The following is a 24,188-nucleotide window of genomic DNA, read 5'->3' as shown; positions in this document are numbered from 1 at the left end:
GTCCCCTTGACCCCTTTCCTGGCAGCAGAACACCGCGCGCACTTCCTGGGTCCGTTCTCATGAGCATAAATGGGTCAGTTTCGGTGAGCGTTGAGGCAAAATCGGCACGCCAAATCTCGTGACCGAACTCATTCAATTTATCGAAACGTTCACTTATATTCGCCCGATTGAACGAAACGCTAACTTCTCTGAGGTAATTGATCGAACCGGGCGACTCAGACCCTGTACATAAAAGGGGCTTTGCCTGGGCATTACCAGAATACTCCAAGGTGGCACGTTTGTTGCGAGATAGATCCAGGAGCGAACCGCACCAGCCGTTCAGGAATAGTGCTTCAAATGCCCCGTTACATCCGGTCAAACAGCAAATAGGGAGAATAGCAATGGTTCAGATGACTCGCAGACGCTTTTTAGCGGCCGCCAGTGCAACTTTCGTGGGCAGTACTCTTAGTTTCAAGACTCTTGCTGCCACCATGGATCTTAGCGGTAAATTTGAATACTCGGGTTGGGAGAACTTCCACCGGGCGGAATGGACTTGGGACAAAAAGACGCGCGGCGCTCATCTCGTCAACTGTACCGGGGCATGCCCTCATTTCGTCTATACGAAAGATGGCGTGGTCATGCGCGAAGAGCAGTCCAAAGACATAATGCCGATGCCAAACATACCAGAGTACAACCCGCGTGGCTGCAACAAGGGTGAGTGCGGCCACGACTACATGTATGGCCCACATCGGATCAAGTACCCCTTAATCCGTGTCGGTGAGCGCGGCGAAGGCAAGTGGCGGCGTGCCAGCTGGGATGAGGCCTTAGACCTGATCGCGGACAAGGTTGTCGATACGATTAAGAATCATGCGCCGGATTGCATCAGTGTGTACTCGCCGGTGCCGGCAGTGTCTCCGGTGTCGTTTGCGGCCGGACATCGCTTCGCGCACTACATCGGCGCCCACGCCCACACCTTTTTCGACTGGTATGGTGATCACCCCACCGGGCAGACCCAGACCTCCGGTTATCAGGGCGACACGGCCGAGACCGCGGATTGGTTCAATTCGAAATACATTATCCTGTGGGGCTCGAATCCGGCTCAGACACGCATTCCGGACGCTCACTTCCTTTCCGAAGCGCAATTGAACGGTGCGAAGGTCGTCAGCATTGCACCGGAATACAATAGCTCGGGAATCAAGGCCGACAAATGGATTCATCCAAAGTCCGGCACTGACAGTGCGCTTGCCATGGGGATGGCGTACACTATCATCAAGGAAAACCTCTATGACGCGCATAGCCTAAAAGAGCAGACCGATCTTCCCTATCTGGTACGTGCCGACAACAAGCGTTTCTTGCGTGAAGCGGATGTCGTTGCCGATGGATCGAAAGACAAGTTCTACTTGTGGGACAGCAAAACGGGCAAGGCAGCGATTGCGAAGGGATGTTGGGGCGATCAGCCGGAAGAGAAGGCGCGGCCCATTGGGTTCATGGGACGAAATACCAACACCTTTCCCAAAGGTTACATCGCACTGGGCGATCTAGATCCTGCTCTCGAAGGCAAGTTCAAGATCCAACTGCTCGATGGCAAAACCGTCGAAGTCCGGCCGGTATTCGAAATTCTCAAATCGCGCGTCATGGCGGACAACAGCCCCAAGAAGATGGCAGAAATCACCGGCATACCTGCCGCTGCCATCGTCGAACTGGCACGGGAATACGCCACCGCCAAGCCGGCGATGATTATCTGCGGCGGCGGCACTCAGCATTGGTACTACAGTGACGTACTGTTGCGCGCCATGCACTTGCTCACAGCGCTGACCAACAACGAGGGGAAAAATGGCGGGGGCATGAATCACTACATTGGCCAGTGGAAACCAGTCTTCGTGCCCGGTGTCGTGGCATTGTCCTTCCCGGAGGGGCCGGGTAAGCAACGATTCTGTCAGACCACCATCTGGACCTACCTCCATGGCGAAATCAATGATGAGATGGTCCACGAAGGCATTAATACAGGGAAATACCTCCGCCATGCATTTGCTACGGGCCAGATGCCCAATCTTCCCGAAAATTTCCGTGATCCGAAGGTCTTTTTTGTATATCGCGGCAACTTCCTGAATCAAGCAAAAGGTCAGCAGCACGTGCTGCGAAATCTCTGGCCGAAGCTGGAGCTGATCGTGGACGTGAATATCCGAATGGATTCGACCGCGCTGTACTCCGACGTTGTTCTTCCATCGGCACACTGGTATGAAAAGCTGGATCTGAACGTAACTGGAGAGCATACCTATATCAACATGACTGAGCCGGCCATTGAGCCGATGTGGGAATCGAAGACCGATTGGCAGATTTTCCTTGCACTTGCCAAACGCGTAGAGATGGCGGCGAAACGAAAAAATTTCGAAAGATTCAATGACGAGAAGTTCAAGTGGGTGCGCGATCTTTCCAATCTGTGGAACCAGATGACCATGAATGGGAAGCTAGAGCAGGACGAGGCAGCAGCCCAGTATCTCCTGGACAGCGCGCCCCAAACCAAAGGAATTACCCTCGACATGCTGCGCGAAAAACCACAGCGCTTCAAGTCGAACTGGACTTCACCCATGGAAGATGGCGTGCCTTACACGCCGTTTAAGAACCACATCGACGACAAAAAACCATGGCCGACACTGACCGGACGGCAACAGTTCTATTTGGATCATGACACCTTCTTTGATCTTGGGGTCGAGCTGCCGACCTATAAGGCGCCGATAGATGCCGACAAATACCCACTCAGATTCAATTCGCCGCATAGCCGCCACGCGATTCACTCGACGTTCAAGGACAACATCTTGTTGCTGCGGCTGCAGCGCGGCGGCCCGTCGATCGAGATGTCGCCAGCCGATGCGCAGGAACGCGGCATCAACGACAACGACTGGGTCGAAGTGTGGAACAACCACGGCAAGGTGATCGTCCGCGTCAAGGTCAAGAAGGGTGAGCAGAATGGCCGGGTCACGATGTGGCATACCCCCGAGCTGTACATGGATCTCATCGAAGGTTCTTCTCAGAGCGTTGTACCTATTCGCATCACCCCAACCCACCTTGTCGGCAACTATGGGCATCTCGTTTTTCGGCCTAACTATTACGGACCGGGCGGAAGTCAACGCGACACGCGAGTGGAGGTGAAGCGTTACCTCGGGGCAACACCCCTCGCGCTTGAGTCATAATCGCAGATTAACAGAATAGGAGCATATGTCATGGCAAAAGTGATGAAAGCGCCCAAACGACAACTGACGTACGTAACTGACTTGAACAAGTGCATCGGTTGCCAGACCTGTACCGTCGCATGCAAGAACCTGTGGACCACCGGTCCGGGCCAGGAGTACATGTACTGGCGAAATGTTGAAACCTCGCCTGGTCTCGGTTACCCCAGAAACTGGCAAACCAAAGGCGGCGGTTACAAGGACGGAGAAGTCCAGGTGGGAAAGTTGCCTCCGATGATCGACTATGGAATTCCGTTCGAGTTCGACTATAACGGGCGTCTCTTTGAAGGTAAGAAAGGGCGAGTACGTCCGAGCCCAACACCTCGCTCAGGACCCAATTGGGATGAGGATCAGGGCGACGGGGACTATCCCAACAACTCGTACTTCTACCTGCCGCGCATGTGCAACCACTGCACCAAGCCGGCCTGTCTTGAAGCTTGCCCGAACGACGCCATTTATAAGCGGGAAGAAGACGGCATCGTCGTGATACATCTGGACAAGTGCAAAGGCACACAAGCCTGTGTCCAGTCCTGCCCCTACGCTAAACCGTATTTCAATCCATTGACCAATAAGTCAAACAAATGCATCGGCTGCTTTCCGCGGATTGAAAAAGGCGTTGCGCCAGCATGCGTTGCCCAATGCGTAGGGCGCGCCATGCATGTCGGATTCATCGACGACACCAATAGCTCGGTATACAAATTGGTTAAGCAGTACAAGGTGGCCTTGCCGTTGCACCCGGAGTTCGGCACAGAGCCCAACGTATTTTACATACCGCCGGTGCTCGGGCCGAAGATGGAACTACCGGATGGAACAATGTCGGCGGATCCGAAAATCCCGTTGGCACAGCTTGAAGAACTATTCGGCAAACAGGTACGCGATGTGATGAATATTTTGCAAGCTGAGCGTATGAAGAAGATGGAAGGAAAAGAATCGGAACTGATGGATGTGCTTATCGGTCGGCGATCCGCCGACATGATGATTTCTCCAATGACTTAACTTGCACCGCGAAGAGCAGCTGCAAAGCTGCGCTCTACTTCCACACACTTGATGGATCGTTATTTCATGCGGAAATCAATAGCTTTTATAACCCTGTTATTTGCGGTAATGGCTCCAGGCACTGCCCTTGCTCAACAAGCGGAGTACATCGGTTTTAACGCATGCGGCAAGTGTCACTACGATCAACGGGAATCTTGGAGTACGACCGCCCATGCTAAGGCCTTCGATGCACTGAGACCCGGCACGAAAAAAGAAGCAAAAACCAAGGCCAAATTGGACCCTGACAAAGACTATACGCAGGATGAAAACTGCGTGAGTTGTCATGTAACCGGCTATGGTGAGCCTGGGGGATTCGTGCCGGGAGCTTCCCCAGATGACATGAAGAGGGTGGTGGGCGTCACCTGCGAATCCTGCCATGGCGCTGGCGGAAACTATCGGTCGCTTCACGCCGATGCAGAGGACCGATTGAAGACAATGTTTGAGACCAGCGAACGCAAGCCGCTGGCTGATGCCGGACAGGTCTTTGATATGGAAAAGAGCTGCGCCCGATGCCACCTCAATTACGAGGGATCCACGGAACATGAGGCAAAGCCGCCGTACACACCGTATCACCCTTCCGTCGATGCAAAATACCAGTTTGACTACCAAAAGTCGGTGATGACAACTGGTCCGAAGAATCCGGTTCATACCCACTTTAAACTGCGCGGCGTATTTAAGGGCGATCCGGTTCCGGACGTCCGGTCAAAGCTCCAAGAAGACGCCCCCGAACCGGAATAGTTCCGAGCTTGCCCAAGCTCTTATTCAGAGGTTTTGAACATATCAAGAATTGAGGAATGTCATGAACAGCGTTGCTGATGAAGCAGTAGTCGAAGGGTTCAAGAGATCATTATGCCGAAGTCGGGTATACGCCCTGATCGCGAGCGGACTGGGATTTCCAGATCACGACAGTCACAACAGGTTTTCCGACGGGAGTTTTGTAGCCGAGTTGCAACTGGCGCTGGATGTCTGCACCCCCGATCTGGCTGAGGAGTTCCGTGAGCACATCGCTCCGCGCCTGCAGTTGACGTGCTCTTACGAGGAGTTCGAAGCGCTTTTCCTCAGCTCCTTCGAAACAAATATGCCGACACCCAGTGCGGCGCTCAACGAGGGAGTGCATGCTTATCAAAGCAACCGCCCGGCCCTGCTTCTGGAACTCAAGGGATTCTATCGGAATTTTGGATTGCAGATGGAGACCGCAGCCAATGAACTCGAAGACACGCTGACCGCAGAGCTCGAATTCATGCATTTCCTGTCCGCCAAGCAGTGGCAGGCTGAGACAGAAGGGCTTTCGGCCGCAGCATATCAGTTGGCGCAGCGTGATTTCCTCGAGCGCCATCTCGCAGCCTGGGCGCCCTTGATGCATGCCGACATCGCGGCCAAAGTGACAACGCCATTTTTCGTCGGTCTGGCAGAGTTGACCGAACGCTTCGTAGCAGCTCATCTGGAGCAGGTGCGGCAGGAAATAGTTTCGTAATTTCAGCGGAACACGGGCGTACCTGCGACCGTATTCCAAATTTCAGAGTGATTTTAGATTTTTCAAGGGAGATAGCCATGCGCAAGATTTCATTCACAGACCTTCGACTGGGCCTCATCGCTACATTGGTTGGGGTGAGCATTACAATGGTCGCGATTCCTGCGGCTGCCCAGCAGCCAATGAAACCAACGGCGATTGAGCGAGCGAAGATTCTCGCCGAGCCGGGCGTCTTCGGGGTTTTTACCATGTTCAAGCTGCGGCCGGACTGGGACAAGGCACCGGCCGCCGAGCGCCAGGGCGCTGCCGCGGAACTGACCAAACTCATCGAGGAGCACAAGAACAGCGTGCTAGTGGACGTGTACCTCACGCGGGGCCTGAAGACGCAGTACGACTACTTCTTCCGAGTGCACGCTTATGACCTGGACAAGGCCCAGACCTTCATGAGCGCGTTCCGCGCCACCACTCTTGGCCGACATTCCGACGTCGCGGAAACCCAGGTCGGCATCACCAAGCCGCTCAACTACATCACCAAGGGCATGTCGCCGGACCTGAACAAGGGTCTGAGCTCGGCTAGCTACACAGCCCCCGCGCCGCGTTATGTGGTCTCCGTGCCTATCAAAAAGGACGCGGCCTGGTGGAACATGAGCATTGACGAGCGCCTCGCACTCATGGAAGAGCACACGGCGCCTACCCTCGCCTTTCTGGTCAACGTCAAGCGCAAGCTTTACCACTCCACAGGGATCGACGACATCGATTTCATCACCTATTTCGAGACCGACGACCTAAAGGCCTTCCAAAACCTGATGATCGGCCTCGCTTCGGTGAAGGAAAACAAGCATCACGTGCGTTGGGGCAACCCAACCACCCTTGGCACGATCCATTCGCCGGAGAAGGTGGTACAGGCACTTTCCGAGTAAGGGGGTCGGCTAGGTGTCGCCTTTCCCTCCGCCGTGAATTTACCGCGACATCCCCGCCCCTTGCGGGCGGGAACCTCGTCGCGCAACAGGGGGAGCCCCCCTAAAACAGGATACTCAAGTGACTGACAAGGAATCCCCCTCCAGCGGACCGGCCCGGCTCGGCTCGCCTCAGCGCCGGTCGCGTGTTAAGTACACCTTGCTGACCCTACTCGTGGCCGGTTTCTTCTCGGGCATCGTGTTCTGGGGCGGCTTCAACACAGTCATGGAATGGACGAACACGGAGAAGTTCTGCATTTCGTGTCACGAGATGGAAGACAACGTGTATCAGGAATACAAGGAAACGATCCACTACAGCAACCGTACCGGGGTGCGTGCAGTGTGTTCCGATTGCCATGTACCCAAGGACTGGACGCACAAGATGATCCGCAAGGTCCAGGCCTCGCGGGAGGTGTGGGGCAAGATCACCGGCTCCATCGACACCCGGGAAAAGTTTGAAGCCAAGCGTCTGCAGCTGGCGCGCAACGAGTGGGCACGGATGAAGGTATCCGACTCGCGTGAATGCCGCAACTGCCACAGTCTGGAGAGCATGAACTCGGAACTGCAAAGGCAGCGCGCGCGCAAACAGCATGAGACGGCGCGCGAGGACAACATGACCTGCATCGATTGCCACAAGGGCATTGCGCATCACAAGCCCGAAGGCATGACTGAGGCAGACGAAGAGTGAGCGGTACGCAGCCGCTGTGGCTGGTTGAGTTTCAAATGGAGAATCAAACATGAACAAGACGATCATGAGCGCAGTGGCTGGCGCATTGCTGGTACTCGGAGCGGGTGGCGCCGGCGCCGCCGCGCCGGCGGACTGGAGCAAGGTCGCTGCCAAGAACATCACCCTGTTCCATCCCGGCGTTTCGCCGCTGGAGTGGATCACCAAGGGTACCGAGCACGGCGGCGCCCGGGGGTTGAAGAAGGGCGAAACCTGTGCCGAGTGTCACAGTGAAGAAACCGCCGACATGGGCAAGAAGATGGCGAGCGGGCAGAAGATCGAACCCAGCCCGATTGCCGGCAAGGCTTCGTCGATCCCGGTCAAGGTCCAGGCTGCGCACGACGGCGACACGCTGTACCTGCGCTTTACCTGGAAACAGCCCAAGTCGTCGGGCGCCGCCAAGATGGACGACAAGAACCCGGTCAAGATCGCGTTCATGCTCGAATCCGGCGGCAAGGTCGAGCTCGCCGACCAGAGCGGATGCTGGGCCAGCTGCCATGCCGACTCGCGCACCATGCCCAATGCAGCCGACACCAAGAAGAAGTACGTCAAGGGCGGCTCACTCGCCGAGGGCCGCTTCTACGATCTGGTCCAGTGGCGCAGTGGCGAGAAGAAGGGCTTCGACGGTCATGTGGCCGATACCCGGGTGGTGGAAGGCGGCAAGGCGCTGGTCAGTGCGGACGGCAAACTGGATGGCGACAGCTGGTCGGTGGTCTTTGCGCGCAAGTTCACGGGCGGCGACGGTGACGTCAAGCTCGAGGCAGGCAAGGCTTACAACTTTGGCTTCGCGATCCACGACGACAACGCCGCCGGTCGCTTCCACCAGGTTTCGCTCGGCTACAAGCTCGGCATCGACACCGCGGCCGACCTCACTGCGATGAAGTTCTGAGGTGCCGGACGGGGTGGTAAGGGAGGTGCAAATGTTGGAAGATGGATTGGGGCGTCGCGTCGAATACCTTCGTTTGTCGGTGACGGACCGTTGCGACCTGCGTTGCTCCTACTGCATGCCGCCCGGGTTCAAGGACTACGAGGAACCCGGGAATTGGCTTAATTTCGACGAACTGGAACGTCTCGTGGCGGTGCTCGCGGGATTGGGGGTGAAGCGCATCCGGATGACCGGCGGCGAACCCCTGCTGAGGCGCAACCTCCCTGAACTTGCCCAGCGGCTGGCCCGACTACCTGGCGTGGAGGACCTCTCCTTGTCGACCAACGGCACGCGGCTCAAGCAAAATGCGGCCGCGCTTCGAGCCGCCGGCGTCACGCGATTGAACGTGAGCCTCGACTCCCTCGATCCTGAACGCGTGCACAAGATCACCGGCCGCGACGTTCTGCCCCAGATCCTGGACGGACTGGAAGCGGCGCGGGCACAGAGCTTCCAGGTCATCAAGATCAACATGGTAGTCCTGCCGGAAGTGCGCGATGGGGACATTGACGCCATGGTCGAGTACTGCGGCGCCCGGGGATTCGTCTTGAGGTTCATTGAAATGATGCCGGTTGGCGATACAGGCAGGCGCGCCGGCTATGTGGACCTGCGCCCCCTTCGGGAGCGCTTGCGCTCCCGCTTCGGCCTCGTCGACGGGATGGTGCCGGGCGGCGGTCCGGCGCGTTACCTGATGTCGCCCGATGGCTGCCATCGGCTAGGCTTCATCACCCCCATTTCCCAACACTTTTGCGAGACCTGCAATCGGGTCCGTCTGAGCGTCGAGGGCATGCTCTACCTTTGTCTCGGCCAGGAGGACGCGGTGGATTTCCGCGAGCTGCTGCGCTCGGGCTGCGACGACGAACAGATCGCGGCGCGTTTTCGGGCCGCGCTGCAGGCCAAGCCAGCCCGTCACGAATTCCGGGAGCGTCCGGAGCGGGTTGTCCGGTTCATGTCCTCGACGGGCGGATAAAGAAGTAGTCGGCCCTGCAAAACTCACCCGGTGACCCCGGTCGCGACGCCAATCGAACCGTAGGATGCAGGGCGGCAGATCCGCGCGAACGAACCGCGGTGAAGAACGAGCGCCAGCGCGTAAGCCCTACGATTTTGGGGTGAAGGCCAGCAGTGTTGTCCGCCGTCAGCAGGTCGTTGATCTGCAGGGGCTCCATCTCGACGCCGGGCTTGCCACCTTCGGGCGTCATCGTGACGCGGCCGATACCGGAGGCCCCTACGACCGCCAGCAAGGACAGATCCGTGCCGTCGAGCAAAGGCCCGAACTCTTCGCGGATGATGTTCAGTAGATAGCCCTCGGGCAAGTTCTGGCGGAAGAACGGGTGCAGGTCACGCGGCCAACGCCAAGTTTCATCACGCACCGGCATGGTCAGGCTGACGAAATCGGCCGGATCGGTGTCAGTCTGATACTTCAAGACGTACTCGTCGCGCTCACGGTAGCGCTGGGCGACGGTCTTGCCGCTGACTTGAACATCGAGCTTCATGCGGAATCACCTCGGCGCTGCTCGGCAAGGATGTCCTCGACCGTGCGTGCGTGCGTGCCCAGGCTTCACCAGCTTCAGGTCGTAGCCAGCGGCCTCAAGCAAGCGCACCAGCGCGGACACGCTCATGTCACCCTTGGCCAGGTTCTCCATCCGCGTCACGGTCGTGCGCGCAACGCCCGCCTGCTGGGCAAGTTCATCCTGGCTCAATCCCGTTTCGCGGCGAGCACTTCTGAGCATCTCGGCAACATCGGATAGTGTTGTCACTGTAGCCCTCAGGCATCAAATTGGCCTTCTATGACTATTAATGTAGCCCTTGGGACACATAAACTCAAGCGGCCGTCCCGCGGCAGTCCCTTTGCCGGCTCGGGTAAGCCGGCAAAGTACCGAGCCTTCACAACGAGCCAAGACCGCACAGTCGGCATCAATCCGGTCACCCTTCGGTTCCCATTCACTGCAGCGCACGTTAATCCCCCGCCGCAGTATCAACGCCATTCGCTTTAGCTGGGAATGGCACGATGAGACAGACTTGGCGCAGCACCTATGCGTGGCCACGCTCGATGGCCGTGTTGCCTTGGGCGCTGGCCGTGTCACTCTCGGCCCTGCAGCCTGCTTATGCAGCTGGCGATGCTCTGGAGCGCGAGCAACTCGCCGCGCTCGCACGCCAGCTCGACCTGATCGACCGACTGGCCGAGCACGAGGCCAGCACAGCGCCGCAGGAACGCGCCCGCTACCACTTCGACTACACCCGGCTGCGCGCCGATCTGCGGCGCGTACGTACCGGCCTGCACGACTACCTCGTCCCGCAACGCGCCCAACCACGCGACCCGATCCCGCTGACCGGTGATTACGTGCGCCGTAACGAGCGGGAGGAGTCCACGCCATGACACCGTCTGCCAATCAGGTCGCCGCCTTTCAGGCCAACGGCGGCTTCACGCCTGCGACCGTTTCCGTCGTCGTACTCAGTTTCGTCTTCGCTGTCCTCCTGCTGTGGGGCGTGTGGGCGATGCGTACCGCCTATGTCGGTTGGGCCGAGAACCGACTGACCCAGCGCCAGTTCCTGGGCGTCGTCGTGCGCTTCGTCGCGATGTACCTGGTGCTGACTTACTTCCTCCTGTCCTGACCACCACGAAAAGGTGTATCGCCATGAACGCTTCCTCGCTTCCCCGTCGCACTGTTCACCGCCTCGCAGCCGTGCTCGCCCCACTGGGCCTCGCGGCAACGCCGCTGGCCGCCTGGGCTGCACTCCCCACCCTGGAAAACCCGTCGCGCGGCGCGGGCAGCGGCATCATGCAGACGCTGCAGAACCACGGCTACGACATCGTGCTGCTGATCGCGCTGCTCGTGGTCGCTTCGATGTTCGTCGGCGTGTGCTACCACGCCTACACGCGCTACTCGGAGATCCACACCGGCCGCGCCACCTGGGGCCAGTTCGGCCTGACGGTGGCCGTGGGCGCGATCTTGCTGGTCGTCGGCATCTGGCTGCTGACCAAGGCCACTGGCGTGCTGTAAGGGCCGGGACCGATGGCCGGCGTTATGGACAGTCCGCGGGAGAGTCCGCGCGACGGGCTCGTGACTTTCTTGCCGCATCGCCTGAACCGACACCCGGTGGTTGTGCGTGGGCTGACGGCGGACGAATTGTGGATCTGTTCCGGCCTGTCGGCGGTGGCCGGGTTCTCGGCTGGGATGCCCTTGGCCTGGCTGACGCACAGTATTGCCATGGTGCCCACGCTGATCGTCGCGGGCATCGGGATGGGTGTTTTCGTGGGCGGCGGCTTCCTGCGCCGACAAAAGCGCGGCCGCCCCGACACCTGGCTCTACCGCCAGCTCCAGTGGCGGCTCGCACTGCGCTACCCCTCACTGGCGGCCTACGCGGGGGGATGCGAGCTCATCACCCGCTCGGGCTGGTGGAGCACCCAGCGCCAGCGTTCCGCCGCAGCCGCCCGAGTGGAGGGTGGTTCATTGAGCGCGCCGGGCCGTTCCCACGCGCGAGCCCCGGAGCACGCAGTGCGGAGGGTGGTCCATTGAGCCGATTCAAGAACGAGGTCACCCACCTGCAGGCGCATGTGAAGACGCTGCGTCTCGGTGCCGCCGCGCTGTTCGTGGTGGCGCTGCTGCTCGGATTCGGCTGGTGGAGCGCGCCCAAGAGCCTGACCATCCACGTACCGCCGGACCTGCGCTCCGGCAGCACCCGCCAATGGTGGGACGTGCCACCGGAGAGCGTCTACGCCTTCACCTTCTACATCTGGCAGCAGGCACAGCGCTGGCCAACGAATGGGGAGGAGGACTACCCACGCAACCTGCACGCGCTGTCCGCCTATCTCACGCCAAGTTGCCGGGCCTTCCTGCAACAGGACTACGAGTATCGGCGCAGCAACGGCGAGTTGCGCCAACGTGTGCGCGGCATCTACGAGATTCCGGGGCGGGGCTATGGCGACGATCCGACCTTGCGCGTACAGGCCGTGTCGGCAAGCAACTGGGTCGTCACGCTGGACGTGAGCGCTGACGAATACCTGGGCGCCGAGCAGGTCAAGCGCGCACTGGTGCGCTACGCGCTCAAGGTCGTACGCATGGACGTCGACCCGGAGCGCAACCCCTTCGGCCTGGCATTGGACTGCTACGCGAGCGCACCGCAACGCATCGAGCGGCCATCGGCCCCCTCGCCCGCCAGCCCACCCGCCAAGGCCGGACTTGATCTGCAAAGGGAAGCCCCATGAAACGCCTTGTCCTGCCGGCCGTGGCCGGCCTCCTGCTCAGCTTGGGTCTCATCTCCGCCAGCCAAGCCGTGGAGATCCTGCGCTGGGAGCGCCTGCCGCTGGCCGTGCCCCTCGTGGTCGGTCAGGAGCGCGTGGTCTTCATCGACCGCAACGTGCGCATCGGTGTGCCGGAGAGCATCGGCGAGCACCTGCGCGTCCAGAGCGCGGGCGGTGCGATCTACCTGCGTGCGAGCGAGCCGATCCCGCCGACGCGGCTGCAACTGCAGGACGTGGAATCCGGCGCGCTGATCCTGCTCGACATCGCGGCCGAGCCGGCAACGGCGGGCCAGGCGCCGCTGGAGCCGGTGCGCATCGTCGAGGGTGACGCGCCAGCCGGCCGGCGTCGCGACCAGGCCGGTGACGCGGCCAACGCGGATGAAGCATCCGGCCCCGGTACGCCCACGGCGACCACCGGGCGCGCATCCCCTGTGTCCGTGGTGCTGACACGCTATGCGGCGCAGAACCTGTACGTGCCGCTGCGCACTGTCGAGCCCGTGGCCGGTATCGTTCGCGTCAGCCTGCGCCGCGACCTCGCCCTGGACAGCCTGTTGCCCACGCTGCCCGTGCGCGCACAGGCGCTGGCCGCGTGGCGGCTGGAAGACCAGTGGGTGACGGCGGTGCGGCTCAGCAACGCTTCCGCGCGCTGGCTGGAGCTCGATCCGCGCGCGCTCCAGGGCGATTTCGTCGCGGCGACCTTTCAGCATCCGACCCTCGGGCCGGCGGGTCGGTCGGCTGACACCACGGTGGTCTACCTTGTCACCCGCAGCCATGGCCTGGCCGAGTCGCTGCTGCCGGTGGTCGCCCCCATCGATGCGATGGTGAACCTGCCGCCGGCAGCGGCCGCCGGCCAGGCCGACGGTCGCCGGGAAAAAGAGGCGCGCGATGAAGAGTAATCCGCTGCTCAAGTGGCTGCTGATCCCGATGGCGCTGCTGCTGGTGTTCGTCGGCATCAAGCTCTTCTCCGGTGATCGCGGCGCCCGGCCCGCGCCGCCCGGCGCTACGAGCCAGCTCACGCCCGAAGAGATGAAGGCCCTGGGCATCGCGGGCGACACACCGCGTGATACCGTCGCCACCCTGGTGGCCCAGGTCAAGCAGTTGCGCAACGAACTGCAGACGGCCCTCACCGACAACAAGCACCAGAGGGCCGAGAACGAGCGCATGCGCGCCCGCGAAAGCGCAATCGATCAGCGTATCAAGACCGCCCTGGACGGCGAGCGTACTCGCCTGCAGCAGGACCGCGAGCAGGTGGCGAGCGACCGCCAGCAGACCCAGGGCCTGCTGCAAGATCTGCAGCAGCGTCTCGACAGCCTCTCAAGCCAGGGCGCTCAGACCAATCTGCCCGTTGGATTGGGCCTGGAAGCGGGTGACGGCAAGCACTTCAGCGGTGGCAATGGCAACAGCACGCGCTGGGTCGAGCCGGATGACACCTTGGCTCAGGCTAAGATCGATGGCATCGGTAGCGGACCGAGCCTTCCGACGAGTTTCGGGCCGGTCCAAAAAACCCTCTCCAACGCGGCGGACACGGTCGCCGCCGCAGGGAGCCGCGCCGTGGGCGCCTCCATCAAGCCGGCCTACACGGTGCCGTCGAACTCGACGTTGATGGGGTCGGTGGCCATGACCGCGCTGATCGGCCGCGTGCCGATCGACGGCACGGTGAACGACCCGTATCCCTTCAAGGTGTTGATCGGCCCGGACAACCTCACCGCCAACGGCATCGACATCCCCGACGTGGCCGGCGCCGTGGTCAGCGGCACCGCCTCGGGCGACTGGACGCTTTCCTGCGTGCGCGGCCAGATCCGCAGCGTCACCTTCGTCTTTCACGACGGCACCATTCGCACGGTGCCCGAGGACGGCAGCAGGGGCCAGCGCGGCAGCCAATCCAACGGCAACAGCACGACTCAGGGCGGCCTGGGCTGGATCAGCGACCCCTACGGCATCCCGTGCGTTTCCGGCGAGCGGCGCAGCAACGCTCAGCAATATCTCGGCTCGCACGCATTGATCACCGCGGCGGGCGCGGGCGCAGCATCGCTCATCAAGTCCGACAGCGGCAGCGTGGCCGTGGTTGCCAACAGCAACGGCTCCCTCGGGACGGTCGGCATCAGCGGCAATGAAGCCATGGGTCGCATCCTGGCCGGCGGCGTGCGTGACATGGCCGATTGGGTCAACAAGCTCTACGGCCAGGCCTTCGCCGCCATCTACGTGCAGCCCGGCGCGAAGGTCGCCGTCCACCTGGAGCAGCCGCTCAACATTGACTATGACGCCAAGGGGCGCCGGGTCAATCACCGCCTCGGAGAAACCCATGCGTCGGAACTGGATTGAAGCTGCCGCGCCCCTGCTCGCGGTCATGGTGCTGGGTGGCTGCGCCACCAGCAAGGACGCGTTGATGCCGCGCGGCCCGCAAACCATGCTCGACGTCTGGAACCAGGAAACCGGCGGCGGTGCAGGCGGTGCCCTGCCCGCCCGGCAGCTGCTCGATGCGCGCCAGAGTCTTCGCCGGGCGCTGACCGAGGCCGACGTGCAGCGCGCCCCCGCCGCCAACGCGGCCTACACCCGGACCGCCGCCAACGAGATCTACCGTCAGTTCCACCGGCTCCCGAACCCGGACCTGGTCATGTATGTCTTCCCGCACCTGGCCGGCAGCGATCCCGTGCCGGTGCCCGGCTACACGACCGTGTTCCCGCTGTACCAGCGCGTGCAGTACGCGATGCCGGGCGAGCGTCTGGAGGACTACTGATGGCCTGGACCTTGCCTTGGACGCGCAAGGCAGCGGCGCATACCAGCACCGAGACGCCAGCCACCGAGACGCCAGCCACCGAGACGTCAGCCGCCCAGACCTCAGCCACCCAGACACCAGCCGCCGACGCCTGGACGCGGCACGTGTCGGCCCTGGCGGCGCACGGGATTGCCGAGCCCGGCAGCGCCCTGGACAGCCCCCAACGCACACCCGCCACCGAAGCGGATGCCCAGGCGCTCTACGATGTGGCGCCGTCTTTTGCCGACCTCCTGCCCTGGGTGGAATACCTGCCCGACGCCAGGAGCATGCTGCTCGAGGACGGCCAGTCGGTCGCAGCCTTCTTCGAGTTGCAGCCGATCGGCACCGAGGGGCGCGAGATGGCCTGGTTGTGGCAGGCCCGCGATGCGCTGGAAAATGCGCTGCAGGATTCCTTCGACGAACTCGACGAGAACCCCTGGGTGGTCCAGCTCTACGCCCAGGACGAGGCGAGCTGGGACGGCTATCTGCGGGCGCTCGCGCGCTACGTGCGACCGCGCGCCCAGGGCAGTGCCTTCAGCGCGTTCTACCTGCGCTTCTTCGCCCATCACCTGCGCGCCATCGCCAAACCCGGCGGACTGTTCGAGGACACCACGGTGACACGCCTGCCATGGCGCGGCCAGGTGCGGCGGGTGCGCATGGTGGTCTACCGGCGCACGCCCACGCCCGCCTCGACCCGCCGTGGCCAGTCGCCCGAGCAGGCGCTCACGACGATCTGCGACCGCCTCGCCGGTGGGCTCGCGAATGCGGGCGTGAAGGCTCGCCGCCTGGGCGCTGCCGACATTCACGACTGGCTGCTGCGCTGGTTCAACCCCCACCCGACCCTGCTTGGCCCGAGCGCCGAGGATCGGGAGCGCTTCTACGCGCTGACCCGTTATCCCGAGGCGCAGGAAGCGGACGAGATTGAGCTGGAAATAGAACTCGCAAGTGGCGACTTCGCACAACGCCTGTTCTTCGGCCAGCCGCGTTCGGACGTGGACAGCGGCACCTGGCACTTCGATGGCCTCCCCCATCGGGTGATCGTGATGGATCGGCTGCGCATGCCGCCCTCGACCGGCCACATCACCGGCGAGACCCGCAAGGGCGGCGATGCGGTCAATGCGCTGTTCGACCAGATGCCGGAGGACACGGTGATGTGCCTGACCCTGGTCGCTACGCCGCAGGACGTGCTGGAAGCGCACCTGAACCACCTGAGCAGGAAGTCGGTCGGCGAGACCCTCGCCTCGGAGCAGGCCCGGCACGATGTGCACCAGGCGCGCGGCCTGATCGGCAGCGCGCACAAGCTTTACCGGGGCGCGCTGGCGTTCTACCTGCGCGGGCGCGATCTGCAGCAGCTCGACACCCGCGGCCTGCAGCTCCTCAACGTCATGCTCAACGCGGGCCTGCAGCCCGTGCGCGAAGAAGACGAGGTGGCGCCGCTCAACAGCTATCTGCGCTGGCTGCCTTGCGTGTTCGACCCGACCCTGGACAAGCGCCAGTGGTACACCCAGCTCATGTTCGCGCAGCACGCCGCGAACCTGGCGCCGGTGTGGGGCCGCAGCCAGGGCACGGGGCATCCCGGCATCACCTTCTTCAACCGCGGCGGCGGGCCGATCACCTTCGATCCATTGAATCGCCTCGACCGGCAGATGAACGCCCACCTGTTCCTCTTCGGCCCTACCGGCTCGGGCAAGAGCGCCACCCTCAACAACATCCTCAACCAGATCACGGCGATCTACCGGCCGCGCCTCTTCATCGTCGAGGCGGGCAACAGCTTCGGCCTGTTTGGCGACTTTGCGACCCGGCTGGGCCTGACGGTGCATCGGGTCAAGCTCGCCCCGGGTGCCGGCGTGAGCCTGGCCCCGTTCGCCGACGCCTGGCGCCTGGTGGACACCCCCAGCCAGGTGCAGACCCTCGATGCCGACGCCCTGGACGAGGACCGGGACGACGCCGCGCAAGCGACCCACCGCGACGAGGAAGGCGACGAGCAGCGCGACGTGCTGGGCGAGCTGGAGATCACCGCGCGGCTGATGATCACCGGTGGCGAAGACAAGGAAGAAGCGCGCATGACGCGCGCCGACCGCAGCCTGATCCGCCAGTGTATCCTCGACGCGGCGCAGCGCTGTGTTGCAGACCGGCGCACGGTGCTCACCCGCAACGTGCGCGACGCACTGCGCGAGCGCGCCCGCGATGCGACCCTGCCGGAGGTCCGGCGCACCCGGCTGCTGGAGATGGCGGATGCCATGGATATGTTCTGCCAGGGTGTGGACGGCGAGATGTTCGACCGCCCCGGCACGCCCTGGCCCGAGGCCGACATCACCGTCGTGGATCTGGCGACCTTCGCCCGCGAGGGGTACAACGCGCAGCTCTCGATCGCGTACATCTCGTTGATCAACACGGTCAACAACATCGCCGAGCGCGACCAGTTCCTCGGGCGGCCCATCATCAACGTGACCGACGAAGGCCACATCATCACCAGGAACCCGCTGCTCGCGCCCTACGTGGTCAAGATCACCAAGATGTGGCGCAAGCTCGGCGCGTGGTATTGGCTGGCGACGCAGAACATCGACGACCTGCCCAAGGCGGCCGAGCCCATGCTCAACATGATCGAGTGGTGGATCTGCCTCTCGATGCCGCCGGACGAGGTAGAGAAGATCGCGCGCTTTCGCGAACTGAACCCGGCACAGAAGGCGCTGATGCTCTCCGCGCGCAAGGAGGCCGGCAAGTTCACCGAGGGCGTGATCCTGTCCAAGTCGATGGAGGTGCTGTTCCGCGCGGTGCCGCCGAGCCTGTACCTGGCGCTGGCCCAGACCGAGCCGGAAGAGAAGGCCGAGCGCTTCCAGCTGATGCAGCAGTACGGCATCGGCGAGCTGGAGGCGGCCTTCAAGGTGGCCGAGAAGATCGACCGCGCCCGGGGCATCGAGTCGCTGCCGCTCGGATCGCTGGCTTGAGCGGCTGAGGGGGAGAACCATGGTGCGTTGGCCGCGACTTTCGGCACTCGACCTGCTTGCCGCAGGCAACCTGGCGACAGCCGAGCCGCCCCGATCCCCAGACATGTCCGCCGCGTCCGTCGGCGACATGCCCAGGTAGCCCTCGATCTTCAAGGCTACGGTGCGGCGCGACCGCGCTGATCGAAACCCCGTTCGCATCGCATCCCTCGCCGCGAACGGCCACCGCCCCCGCGGTGGCGGATGCCCTCCTCTCTTCGCCTGCCTCATCCCGTCATCCCCTGGAGGGTTTGCCCTCCCGGGGCAGGCGCCCTCCGATCTCATCCATTGGAGGTTCGCCATGTCTTGCGTCATCGCCGATTCCAGACCGGAATCGCTCACCCTGATCGCCGCCCAGCACGAAGACTGGATCATCCAGCAGGCCATCACGCTGCTTGAGAACCGTGTCTTCAAGGCAGGTCCAGCGCTGTCCAGCCCGGACGCCGTACGCGATTACCTGCGCCTGAAACTGGTCGTGGAGCCCAACGAAGTCTTCGCCGTCGTGTTCCTCGACAGCCAGCACCAGGTGCTCGCCTACGAGCCACTGTTCAAGGGCACGGCGGACCAGACCTCGGTGTATCCGCGAGTGGTCGTTCAGCGCGCCTTGGCCCTCAATGCCTCAGCGCTCATCCTGGCGCACCAGCACCCGTCCGGCGTGACCGAGCCCTCGACGGCCGATCGCGCGCTCACCGATCGGCTGAAAACAGCCCTGTCGCTGGTCGACATCAGGGTGGTGGACCACTTCGTCATCGGCAAGGGCACACCGTACTCGTTCGCTGAGTCGGGACTGCTGTAGCCATTACCGCGGGAGCTTCGGCTCCCGTTTTTTTGGGCGAGGTGCAGCCGCATGCCGTTTCCGCAAACCGGCAGCGTGAACGTCCGCAGCACTTCGAGACGTGACGTTGGGCCAATTCACACAACTCGGCCTCAGCTGCCGCTGAACCAAGGATGGCTCTAGGGCCGGACTCGATCCGCAAACGGACATAGGCTTGAAACTCGGGCCGAACGGTAGCTCCCCGCTCGGCGAACACACCCTTTCGGATTACCCCCGATCAGAACTGGCCAGTCGAGTTCTTTCAAAGCGGCCGTTTGCCCCTGCAACCGAGGCGACGGGAGCGACAGTTCGATACACCGAAGCGACTCTTGCTGCCTGAGCGACAAGTTCTAGGTGGGACAGGTCAGTGACAGCAGGTTCCACCGGTCGGTTGCACGCCATCAAGGGCCGTTAGCCCGACGTTGAGCGCTGAATCACACCCGTGAGCATGGGTAGGCTGGTTTGATATAGGCATGCAGAAATTTTCCCTTCGAATCCGATGCCATGAACTGTTGATAAATCGGTTCTGGCACATTGTAGTACTGATAGATACCGTTCCTGAACTCGACCTCAAGCGTGTTGCTGCTCGGCTCGTAGCCGATTGAAATCACTGTCGACGAAGCGACGGTTTCTCTGTCCATGTTCTCAACCTCCTCTTGGGTAAGCGCGGTGCGCAGCACTCGCAATGTGGTCCATATCGGATTCTGGGCGCGCCAGGCCGCTGCGACCCGTTCGTAGTTTTCGGGCAACCGAGCACCCTGCCACCGCTTGGCCACGGCCGGGTCTTCGCTGTTCGGTCGATTATTTTCGTCGGGTAGCGTAATGCGACAGCGGATCGGCAGCCGAGCTGCTTCTCCGGTGATTATGGCCTCTCCGACCCGCAGCACGGGCAAACTGTCAACCACGCCAGCAAGGTTATCCGGCAACGATGCCTGTACTTTCGCTCGATCCGCCGAGTTGGAAAGTCGCAGCGCGATGAATGTGCCGCACTGCGAAAGGATGGTCTCGTCGACCTCGGAAGGACGCTGGCTGACGACCATGGCGCCAATACCGAATTTGCGGCCTTCCTTCACGATACGCTGAACCATCGACCGCGCTGGCCCGTCCGCCTCTTTTGAGAGATAGCGGTGTGCCTCTTCCATTACAACGAGCAATGGCCTCGAAATTCCCCCTTCGCTCTTCTCTCGCCCCCAGAACAACCCTTCATAGATGATCTTGAGAATCGCGCCGATCAGACGGGCAACTACTGTGCTGGGAATGCCCGATAGATCGAGAATAGTGACCGTTTTATCGTGACCAAGCCATGCTTCCAGAAGTGCAGGCAAATCTTTTGCCGACTTACCGTCTAAGTCTGGTTCCCATGCTCCTGGATGCAGAAGAAAGTCGTATTGCCGATCCAGCAATCGAGATCGCATTTGATCCAGTGGGCGGCGAATACCAAGCACCCCGATCTGGTTGATGAAGGGCGCAGTAGCTCCAGCACCGTGCGGTCTGTATCGAGGAGCCTTCAGCGTCGCCGCGTCTCCAGCTTCATCCAACGCTGGAATCGTCCGGGGTTGATCGGCCCAAGTCTTGATTTCCGGTTCGAGCAGTTCAAACCAGAGTTTCTTCAGACTGAACGAAACCGGACTATCAGCGGTCATCGAGTTGACGTCAAGGCCAGCTATCGACGACTCATTCACCAGCTTGGTCTTGTAGTCGAGCACCCGATCAAGAATTTGCGACAGTGGTTTGTCGTCAAGCTTCCCCATCAGGAATGAAAGCAAATCCACCGGATCGAGCGCCCAGAATGGAATGTGCAGTGGCTGCTCGTCCGCGCTCGGGTTGACGCGAAACACCGTCGAAACAGACTTCAGCGCACGACCGTATTCTCCGTGTATATCCAGAAGCAATATCCTCGCACTAGGAAAGTTCGTACTTCCCTCCGCACCGCCACCCAATGCAATCGACCTCAGCAGACTGGCTACCGTGGTTGATTTTCCGGCCCCTGTCGAACCCAGCACGGCGCTGTGCCGTGTAACGAGCTTGTCGAGATCGACCCGAACAGGAATGCCTTCAGCGCTCGCCAAGCGTCCAATCATCACTTGCCCGCCATCCTCTGCCCCATAGATGACTGCAAGGTCCTCCTCGGTCACAAGATGGACTTCGTCTCTGACATTTGGATACTGGCTGATACCGCCAGGGCTGCCGCACCGACTATGCATAACCCATGCAGATAATCCGTTAACAATCATGCAGTTACGCACCCCCTGTTCACATTGTCATATTTTGTGTAGCTTACTGTCTTTTTGGGCCTCCCATGAAGACAGCCGTCACGCCGTTGCAACAAGTGTTCGTGTCGATTCCCGATCCTCGCAGCCGCCGTCAAGTGCGCCACGATCTGGCCGAGCTGCTGACGGTGGCGGTGTGCGCCGTGTTGTGCGGGGCCGACGAGTTCACCAGCATCGAGGCGTGGGGCAAGGAGAAGCTCGATTGGTTGCGCGGCTTCATGCAGCTTGAGCACGGTATCCCGTCGCACGACACGTTCGAGCGGGTCTTTGCGATGCTCGATGCACATCACTTCGAAGCCGCGTTTCGGCGCTGGGTGGGCATGGTGATTCCGGCGCTGAAGGCCGATGCAGAAACGGACACGATCATCGGCGTCGACGGCAAGGCGAGCCGACGCACGACCTCGAAGCTCAAGAGCAAGCCGCTGCACTTGGTCAGCGCTTTCGTCGCCGGCCTGGGCATCGTGCTCGGGCAGCGCGCCACGGCCGAGAAATCGAATGAGATCACGGCCATTCCCGAGTTGCTCATGACGCTGGCGATCGACGGCTGCGTGGTCACCATCGATGCGATGGGGACCCAGACGGCGATCGCGCGCACCATCGTCAGCCGCGGGGCCGACTACGTGCTGTGCGTCAAGGACAACCAGCCCAAGCTCTCCGAGTCGATCATGCTCGCTCGGGCCGGCGTGGGCGAGCCGCTGCCGGAGCCGTCCTACTTCGAGCAGACCACTAAAGCTCACGGGCGTATCGAACTGCGCCGCTGCTGGGCCTACGACTGCATCGATCGGCTCAGTAAGCCCGAACAGTGGGAGGGCCTGCGCAGCTTCGCGATCGTCGAGCGCTTGCGCAAGGTGGGCGAGCGCACCTCCCACGAGTGTCGCTACTACATCAGCAGTCTGCCTGCCGACGCCGCGCGCATCGCGCACGCGGTGCGCAGCCACTGGGAAATCGAGAATCGGCTGCACTGGTGCCTGGACGTCCAACTGAATGAAGACCAGTCGCGCGTGCGCACCGGCTACGCAGCCAACAACTTTGCTATCGTGCGCCATATCACCATGAACCTCATCCGTTTGAACGCCACCCGTAAGGGCAGCATCAAGACCAAGCGGCTGCTCGCCGCCTCCTCCGATCAGTTCCGCGCTGAACTACTTGGGCTCATGACATAAAGGTGCGGTAGCCCTGCTGATACCGCGCTCGAAAGACGCTCCAACGATTTCACCGACGAGTTGGATCGTCATCCAACGATCACCTCGATCATTGGGCTCACGTGCCGCCTCTGGTGTCGCGCTGGCACCAACTTCCGCCACGATGCCGTACAGATCGTGGTATCCCTGAGGAATGCGTACAAAGCTACCCACCTGCCCGATGCGATAGCTTTTGCCTCCAATGATTGCGATACCCGACGCCACGCTGGGTGACTGCCTGACGCTGACCGCAGCGCCAGTCACTGCTCCCACGTATCCCAACAGGGTTGGTTTCGTGCTCATACCGTAGCAGTCGCAGGAGCAATTCCATCAGCCTGAGGAGCAGACTCCACGGCTTCAGCCACTGGGGCCGCTACCGGCGCGGCATGAGGAAAATGCTGTGCGGCGCGCGATGACGCAAAGAATCGCGCAAGTCGATCGAAGCGCCCCAGTTGGAATTGCGCGGTCCCGCTTTTCTCATCAATGCCCCAATAGGTGGCACGAATGGCTCCCCAATCTCGCGTTGGTGGGTCTCCCGGCATCCAGGGAGCGGCAATGCCGTTGATCATGGCTTTGTCTGGGGAATACAGGCTCATGTTGGCGCGGCGCCCCGCGATATCGCGGGCATGGATCTCCTGATCAAGCGGTTTGAACTGAAATGCGAAGACGCTGGCCGAGGGGTTGGCCGCCAGACACTCATCAATCCTTGCGGAGATGTGCGCATCGGCAAAGGAAAACCCTGTCGCAACCAACAGCGTGTCCGGTGTCATCAGGAAAGCCCGAAGCCGATCGAAGAGCGCGGCGTACGGCGCTTTCTGTGTCTGGTCGTACTTGAGGTGTTCTGGGAACACCAAGTGCGTTGCATTGGCTCGCCCAGTACGCACCACCTCACCTCTCACATTGGCGGCCCAACCGAGCGATCCATGCAGTTTCCACAAGCGGGTCCAGCGCGCTGGTAAATCATTGCTGGCAACCGTCGAAGGATCGAAGAATGGTTCGCTGGCACCACTGAATCCATCGAAGAACGGCACGCGTGCACGCTCCAACGCCTGCTCGAACAGCAGGTCGTAGTTGGTGGTAAAAATTTCCACTGGATGTTCACGACCCGTACCGCTGATCCACGTTACAAACTCGGTATACGGCGAAGCCCCCTCGTGAAGAGGCCTGTTGACGATAGTGCCGATCTGTTCGCAGATCGCCTCGCTCAGCCTTTTGTATCCTTCTCCATCCAGGTCGTGAACCTTCGTCTTTCCAATGACTCCGGCCAGGCTACGTACCCGCGACAGGATCGTTTCGATGTTCGGGGTGTCAAGCTCGGCCCGCACGGCGTCCAGAGCGTTGCCATAGTCCGCATTCAGCGCTTCCATCACCATGTCGGTGAGGCCGGCGACGGCGGGAATCAATGGTTTATCGCTACCGGGCGGGAAGATGCCGGCTGGCGCGCCTGCCCCAACCAATAGGCCAATCCGCTTGCGCCCCTGGGCAATGATCTGCCGCAGGCTGGCCATGTATTGGTCGGGATTGTGAACACTTACGGTCATTGAGTGATCTCCTGGCTGATGCAATACAGCGTCTTTGAGCAGCAGACGTAACAACGGCTGGGGTTACCGTCGTAGCTTGCGCCGAC

22 protein-coding genes and 1 pseudogene are annotated in these 24,188 nt (G+C 61.5%); 19 read left to right on the top strand and 4 right to left on the bottom strand.

Translation table 11 applies throughout. The features are described from left to right. Positions 1 to 380: 380 nt before the first annotated feature. The 8 genes from FHP89_RS11815 (at position 381) to moaA (ending at position 9,284) form a co-directional block, all read left to right on the top strand. Positions 381 to 3,170 carry a molybdopterin-dependent oxidoreductase gene (locus tag FHP89_RS11815; RefSeq protein WP_144178850.1) on the top strand — a complete coding sequence of 930 codons (2,790 nt, stop codon included), beginning with the start codon at positions 381 to 383 and terminating at the stop codon, positions 3,168 to 3,170. Between the two features lie 30 nt (positions 3,171 to 3,200). Beyond that, positions 3,201 to 4,202 carry a 4Fe-4S dicluster domain-containing protein gene (locus FHP89_RS11810; RefSeq protein WP_144178851.1) on the top strand — a complete coding sequence of 334 codons (1,002 nt, stop codon included), beginning with the start codon at positions 3,201 to 3,203 and terminating at the stop codon, positions 4,200 to 4,202. A gap of 51 nt (positions 4,203 to 4,253) precedes the next feature. Beyond that, positions 4,254 to 4,979 carry a cytochrome c family protein gene (locus FHP89_RS11805; protein ID WP_260851578.1) on the top strand — a complete coding sequence of 242 codons (726 nt, stop codon included), beginning with the start codon at positions 4,254 to 4,256 and terminating at the stop codon, positions 4,977 to 4,979. Positions 4,980 to 5,040: 61 nt separating this feature from the next. After that, entirely contained in the window at positions 5,041 to 5,715 is a 675-nt protein-coding gene (locus FHP89_RS11800) for a molecular chaperone TorD family protein (RefSeq protein ID WP_144178852.1), read from the top strand. Between the two features lie 77 nt (positions 5,716 to 5,792). Further along, positions 5,793 to 6,632 (top strand): chlorite dismutase family protein, encoded by an 840-nt coding sequence (locus FHP89_RS11795; protein WP_144178853.1) that lies wholly within the window; start codon positions 5,793 to 5,795, stop codon positions 6,630 to 6,632. A gap of 118 nt (positions 6,633 to 6,750) precedes the next feature. Next, the gene (locus tag FHP89_RS11790) at positions 6,751 to 7,356 is read left to right on the top strand and encodes a NapC/NirT family cytochrome c (protein ID WP_186300348.1); all 606 of its coding nucleotides are present in this window, start codon (positions 6,751 to 6,753) and stop codon (positions 7,354 to 7,356) included. 49 nt (positions 7,357 to 7,405) lie between these two features. Then, positions 7,406 to 8,281: an ethylbenzene dehydrogenase-related protein gene (locus FHP89_RS11785; RefSeq protein ID WP_144178854.1), complete on the top strand. Its 876-nt coding sequence runs from the start codon at positions 7,406 to 7,408 to the stop codon at positions 8,279 to 8,281. 31 nt (positions 8,282 to 8,312) lie between these two features. Further along, positions 8,313 to 9,284: a GTP 3',8-cyclase MoaA gene (moaA, locus tag FHP89_RS11780; RefSeq protein WP_144178855.1), complete on the top strand. Its 972-nt coding sequence runs from the start codon at positions 8,313 to 8,315 to the stop codon at positions 9,282 to 9,284. Here the strand turns inward: moaA and FHP89_RS11775 are convergent. Continuing rightward, the gene (locus tag FHP89_RS11775; RefSeq protein ID WP_222105376.1) at positions 9,262 to 9,807 is read right to left on the bottom strand and encodes a HipA N-terminal domain-containing protein; all 546 of its coding nucleotides are present in this window, start codon (positions 9,805 to 9,807) and stop codon (positions 9,262 to 9,264) included. The two genes, moaA and FHP89_RS11775, sit on opposite strands and share 23 nt — an antisense overlap. 6 nt (positions 9,808 to 9,813) lie before the next feature. Next, entirely contained in the window at positions 9,814 to 10,071 is a 258-nt protein-coding gene (locus FHP89_RS11770; RefSeq protein ID WP_222105375.1) for a helix-turn-helix domain-containing protein, read from the bottom strand. Between the two features lie 251 nt (positions 10,072 to 10,322). On the opposite strand from FHP89_RS11770, the gene FHP89_RS11765 reads away from it, so the two are divergent. From FHP89_RS11765 to radC, 10 genes and pseudogenes are all read left to right on the top strand, one after another. Continuing rightward, on the top strand, positions 10,323 to 10,691 hold the full coding sequence (locus FHP89_RS11765) for an integrative conjugative element protein, RAQPRD family (RefSeq protein ID WP_144178856.1): 369 nt from the start codon (positions 10,323 to 10,325) through the stop codon (positions 10,689 to 10,691). After that, positions 10,688 to 10,927, top strand: a complete 240-nt coding sequence (locus FHP89_RS11760) for a TIGR03758 family integrating conjugative element protein (protein ID WP_144178857.1) — start codon at positions 10,688 to 10,690, stop codon at positions 10,925 to 10,927. Before FHP89_RS11765 ends, FHP89_RS11760 begins: the two co-directional genes overlap by 4 nt. A gap of 23 nt (positions 10,928 to 10,950) precedes the next feature. Next, positions 10,951 to 11,316 (top strand): TIGR03745 family integrating conjugative element membrane protein, encoded by a 366-nt coding sequence (locus tag FHP89_RS11755; protein WP_144178858.1) that lies wholly within the window; start codon positions 10,951 to 10,953, stop codon positions 11,314 to 11,316. A 24-nt stretch (positions 11,317 to 11,340) separates the two neighbouring features. Beyond that, positions 11,341 to 11,745: pseudogene (locus FHP89_RS11750) on the top strand (TIGR03750 family conjugal transfer protein); the annotation flags it as partial. Positions 11,746 to 11,828: 83 nt separating this feature from the next. Next, positions 11,829 to 12,521, top strand: coding sequence for a PFL_4703 family integrating conjugative element protein (locus tag FHP89_RS11745; protein WP_144178859.1), 693 nt, complete (start codon positions 11,829 to 11,831; stop codon positions 12,519 to 12,521). After that, positions 12,518 to 13,453, top strand: a complete 936-nt coding sequence (locus FHP89_RS11740; RefSeq protein ID WP_144178860.1) for a TIGR03749 family integrating conjugative element protein — start codon at positions 12,518 to 12,520, stop codon at positions 13,451 to 13,453. The genes FHP89_RS11745 and FHP89_RS11740 overlap by 4 nt, the downstream gene beginning before the upstream one ends. Beyond that, a complete protein-coding gene (locus tag FHP89_RS11735) occupies positions 13,443 to 14,879 on the top strand; it encodes a TIGR03752 family integrating conjugative element protein (protein ID WP_144178861.1) in 1,437 nt (478 codons plus the stop codon). Before FHP89_RS11740 ends, FHP89_RS11735 begins: the two co-directional genes overlap by 11 nt. After that, positions 14,860 to 15,294 (top strand): TIGR03751 family conjugal transfer lipoprotein, encoded by a 435-nt coding sequence (locus tag FHP89_RS11730; RefSeq protein ID WP_144178862.1) that lies wholly within the window; start codon positions 14,860 to 14,862, stop codon positions 15,292 to 15,294. The genes FHP89_RS11735 and FHP89_RS11730 overlap by 20 nt, the downstream gene beginning before the upstream one ends. Continuing rightward, entirely contained in the window at positions 15,294 to 18,260 is a 2,967-nt protein-coding gene (locus FHP89_RS11725; RefSeq protein WP_144178863.1) for a conjugative transfer ATPase, read from the top strand. Before FHP89_RS11730 ends, FHP89_RS11725 begins: the two co-directional genes overlap by 1 nt. A gap of 337 nt (positions 18,261 to 18,597) precedes the next feature. After that, positions 18,598 to 19,092: a RadC family protein gene (radC, locus tag FHP89_RS11715; protein WP_144178864.1), complete on the top strand. Its 495-nt coding sequence runs from the start codon at positions 18,598 to 18,600 to the stop codon at positions 19,090 to 19,092. Between the two features lie 452 nt (positions 19,093 to 19,544). Here the strand turns inward: radC and FHP89_RS11710 are convergent, their stop codons facing one another. Further along, positions 19,545 to 21,344 (bottom strand): helicase HerA-like domain-containing protein, encoded by a 1,800-nt coding sequence (locus FHP89_RS11710; RefSeq protein WP_144178865.1) that lies wholly within the window; start codon positions 21,342 to 21,344, stop codon positions 19,545 to 19,547. 65 nt (positions 21,345 to 21,409) lie between these two features. On the opposite strand from FHP89_RS11710, the gene FHP89_RS11705 reads away from it, so the two are divergent. Beyond that, the gene (locus tag FHP89_RS11705) at positions 21,410 to 22,543 is read left to right on the top strand and encodes an ISAs1 family transposase (RefSeq protein WP_144178177.1); all 1,134 of its coding nucleotides are present in this window, start codon (positions 21,410 to 21,412) and stop codon (positions 22,541 to 22,543) included. Positions 22,544 to 22,860: 317 nt separating this feature from the next. On the opposite strand, the gene FHP89_RS11695 is transcribed toward FHP89_RS11705, so the two are convergent. Then, on the bottom strand, positions 22,861 to 24,102 hold the full coding sequence (locus tag FHP89_RS11695; RefSeq protein ID WP_144178175.1) for an SIR2 family NAD-dependent protein deacylase: 1,242 nt from the start codon (positions 24,100 to 24,102) through the stop codon (positions 22,861 to 22,863). Positions 24,103 to 24,188: the final 86 nt, after the last annotated feature.

This window comes from Denitromonas ohlonensis (genome assembly GCF_007625205.1).
GTDB classification, from domain to species: Bacteria; Pseudomonadota; Gammaproteobacteria; order Burkholderiales; family Rhodocyclaceae; genus Nitrogeniibacter; species Nitrogeniibacter ohlonensis.
This window is presented reverse-complemented; position numbering and strand designations above follow the sequence as displayed.

Bases quoted from the DNA above. Each gene is read 5' to 3' on its own strand.
- FHP89_RS11815 (WP_144178850.1), top strand. From the start codon at position 381: ATGGTTCAGATGACTCGCAGACGCTTTTTAGCGGCCGCCAGTGCAACT.
- FHP89_RS11810 (WP_144178851.1), top strand. From the start codon at position 3,201: ATGGCAAAAGTGATGAAAGCGCCCAAACGACAACTGACGTACGTAACT.
- FHP89_RS11805 (WP_260851578.1), top strand. From the start codon at position 4,254: ATGGATCGTTATTTCATGCGGAAATCAATAGCTTTTATAACCCTGTTA.
- FHP89_RS11800 (WP_144178852.1), top strand. From the start codon at position 5,041: ATGAACAGCGTTGCTGATGAAGCAGTAGTCGAAGGGTTCAAGAGATCA.
- FHP89_RS11795 (WP_144178853.1), top strand. From the start codon at position 5,793: ATGCGCAAGATTTCATTCACAGACCTTCGACTGGGCCTCATCGCTACA.
- FHP89_RS11785 (WP_144178854.1), top strand. From the start codon at position 7,406: ATGAACAAGACGATCATGAGCGCAGTGGCTGGCGCATTGCTGGTACTC.
- moaA (WP_144178855.1), top strand. From the start codon at position 8,313: ATGTTGGAAGATGGATTGGGGCGTCGCGTCGAATACCTTCGTTTGTCG.
- FHP89_RS11775 (WP_222105376.1), bottom strand. From the start codon at position 9,807: ATGAAGCTCGATGTTCAAGTCAGCGGCAAGACCGTCGCCCAGCGCTAC.
- FHP89_RS11765 (WP_144178856.1), top strand. From the start codon at position 10,323: ATGAGACAGACTTGGCGCAGCACCTATGCGTGGCCACGCTCGATGGCC.
- FHP89_RS11760 (WP_144178857.1), top strand. From the start codon at position 10,688: ATGACACCGTCTGCCAATCAGGTCGCCGCCTTTCAGGCCAACGGCGGC.
- FHP89_RS11755 (WP_144178858.1), top strand. From the start codon at position 10,951: ATGAACGCTTCCTCGCTTCCCCGTCGCACTGTTCACCGCCTCGCAGCC.
- FHP89_RS11740 (WP_144178860.1), top strand. From the start codon at position 12,518: ATGAAACGCCTTGTCCTGCCGGCCGTGGCCGGCCTCCTGCTCAGCTTG.
- FHP89_RS11735 (WP_144178861.1), top strand. From the start codon at position 13,443: ATGAAGAGTAATCCGCTGCTCAAGTGGCTGCTGATCCCGATGGCGCTG.
- FHP89_RS11730 (WP_144178862.1), top strand. From the start codon at position 14,860: ATGCGTCGGAACTGGATTGAAGCTGCCGCGCCCCTGCTCGCGGTCATG.
- FHP89_RS11725 (WP_144178863.1), top strand. From the start codon at position 15,294: ATGGCCTGGACCTTGCCTTGGACGCGCAAGGCAGCGGCGCATACCAGC.
- radC (WP_144178864.1), top strand. From the start codon at position 18,598: ATGTCTTGCGTCATCGCCGATTCCAGACCGGAATCGCTCACCCTGATC.
- FHP89_RS11710 (WP_144178865.1), bottom strand. From the start codon at position 21,344: ATGATTGTTAACGGATTATCTGCATGGGTTATGCATAGTCGGTGCGGC.
- FHP89_RS11705 (WP_144178177.1), top strand. From the start codon at position 21,410: ATGAAGACAGCCGTCACGCCGTTGCAACAAGTGTTCGTGTCGATTCCC.
- FHP89_RS11695 (WP_144178175.1), bottom strand. From the start codon at position 24,102: ATGACCGTAAGTGTTCACAATCCCGACCAATACATGGCCAGCCTGCGG.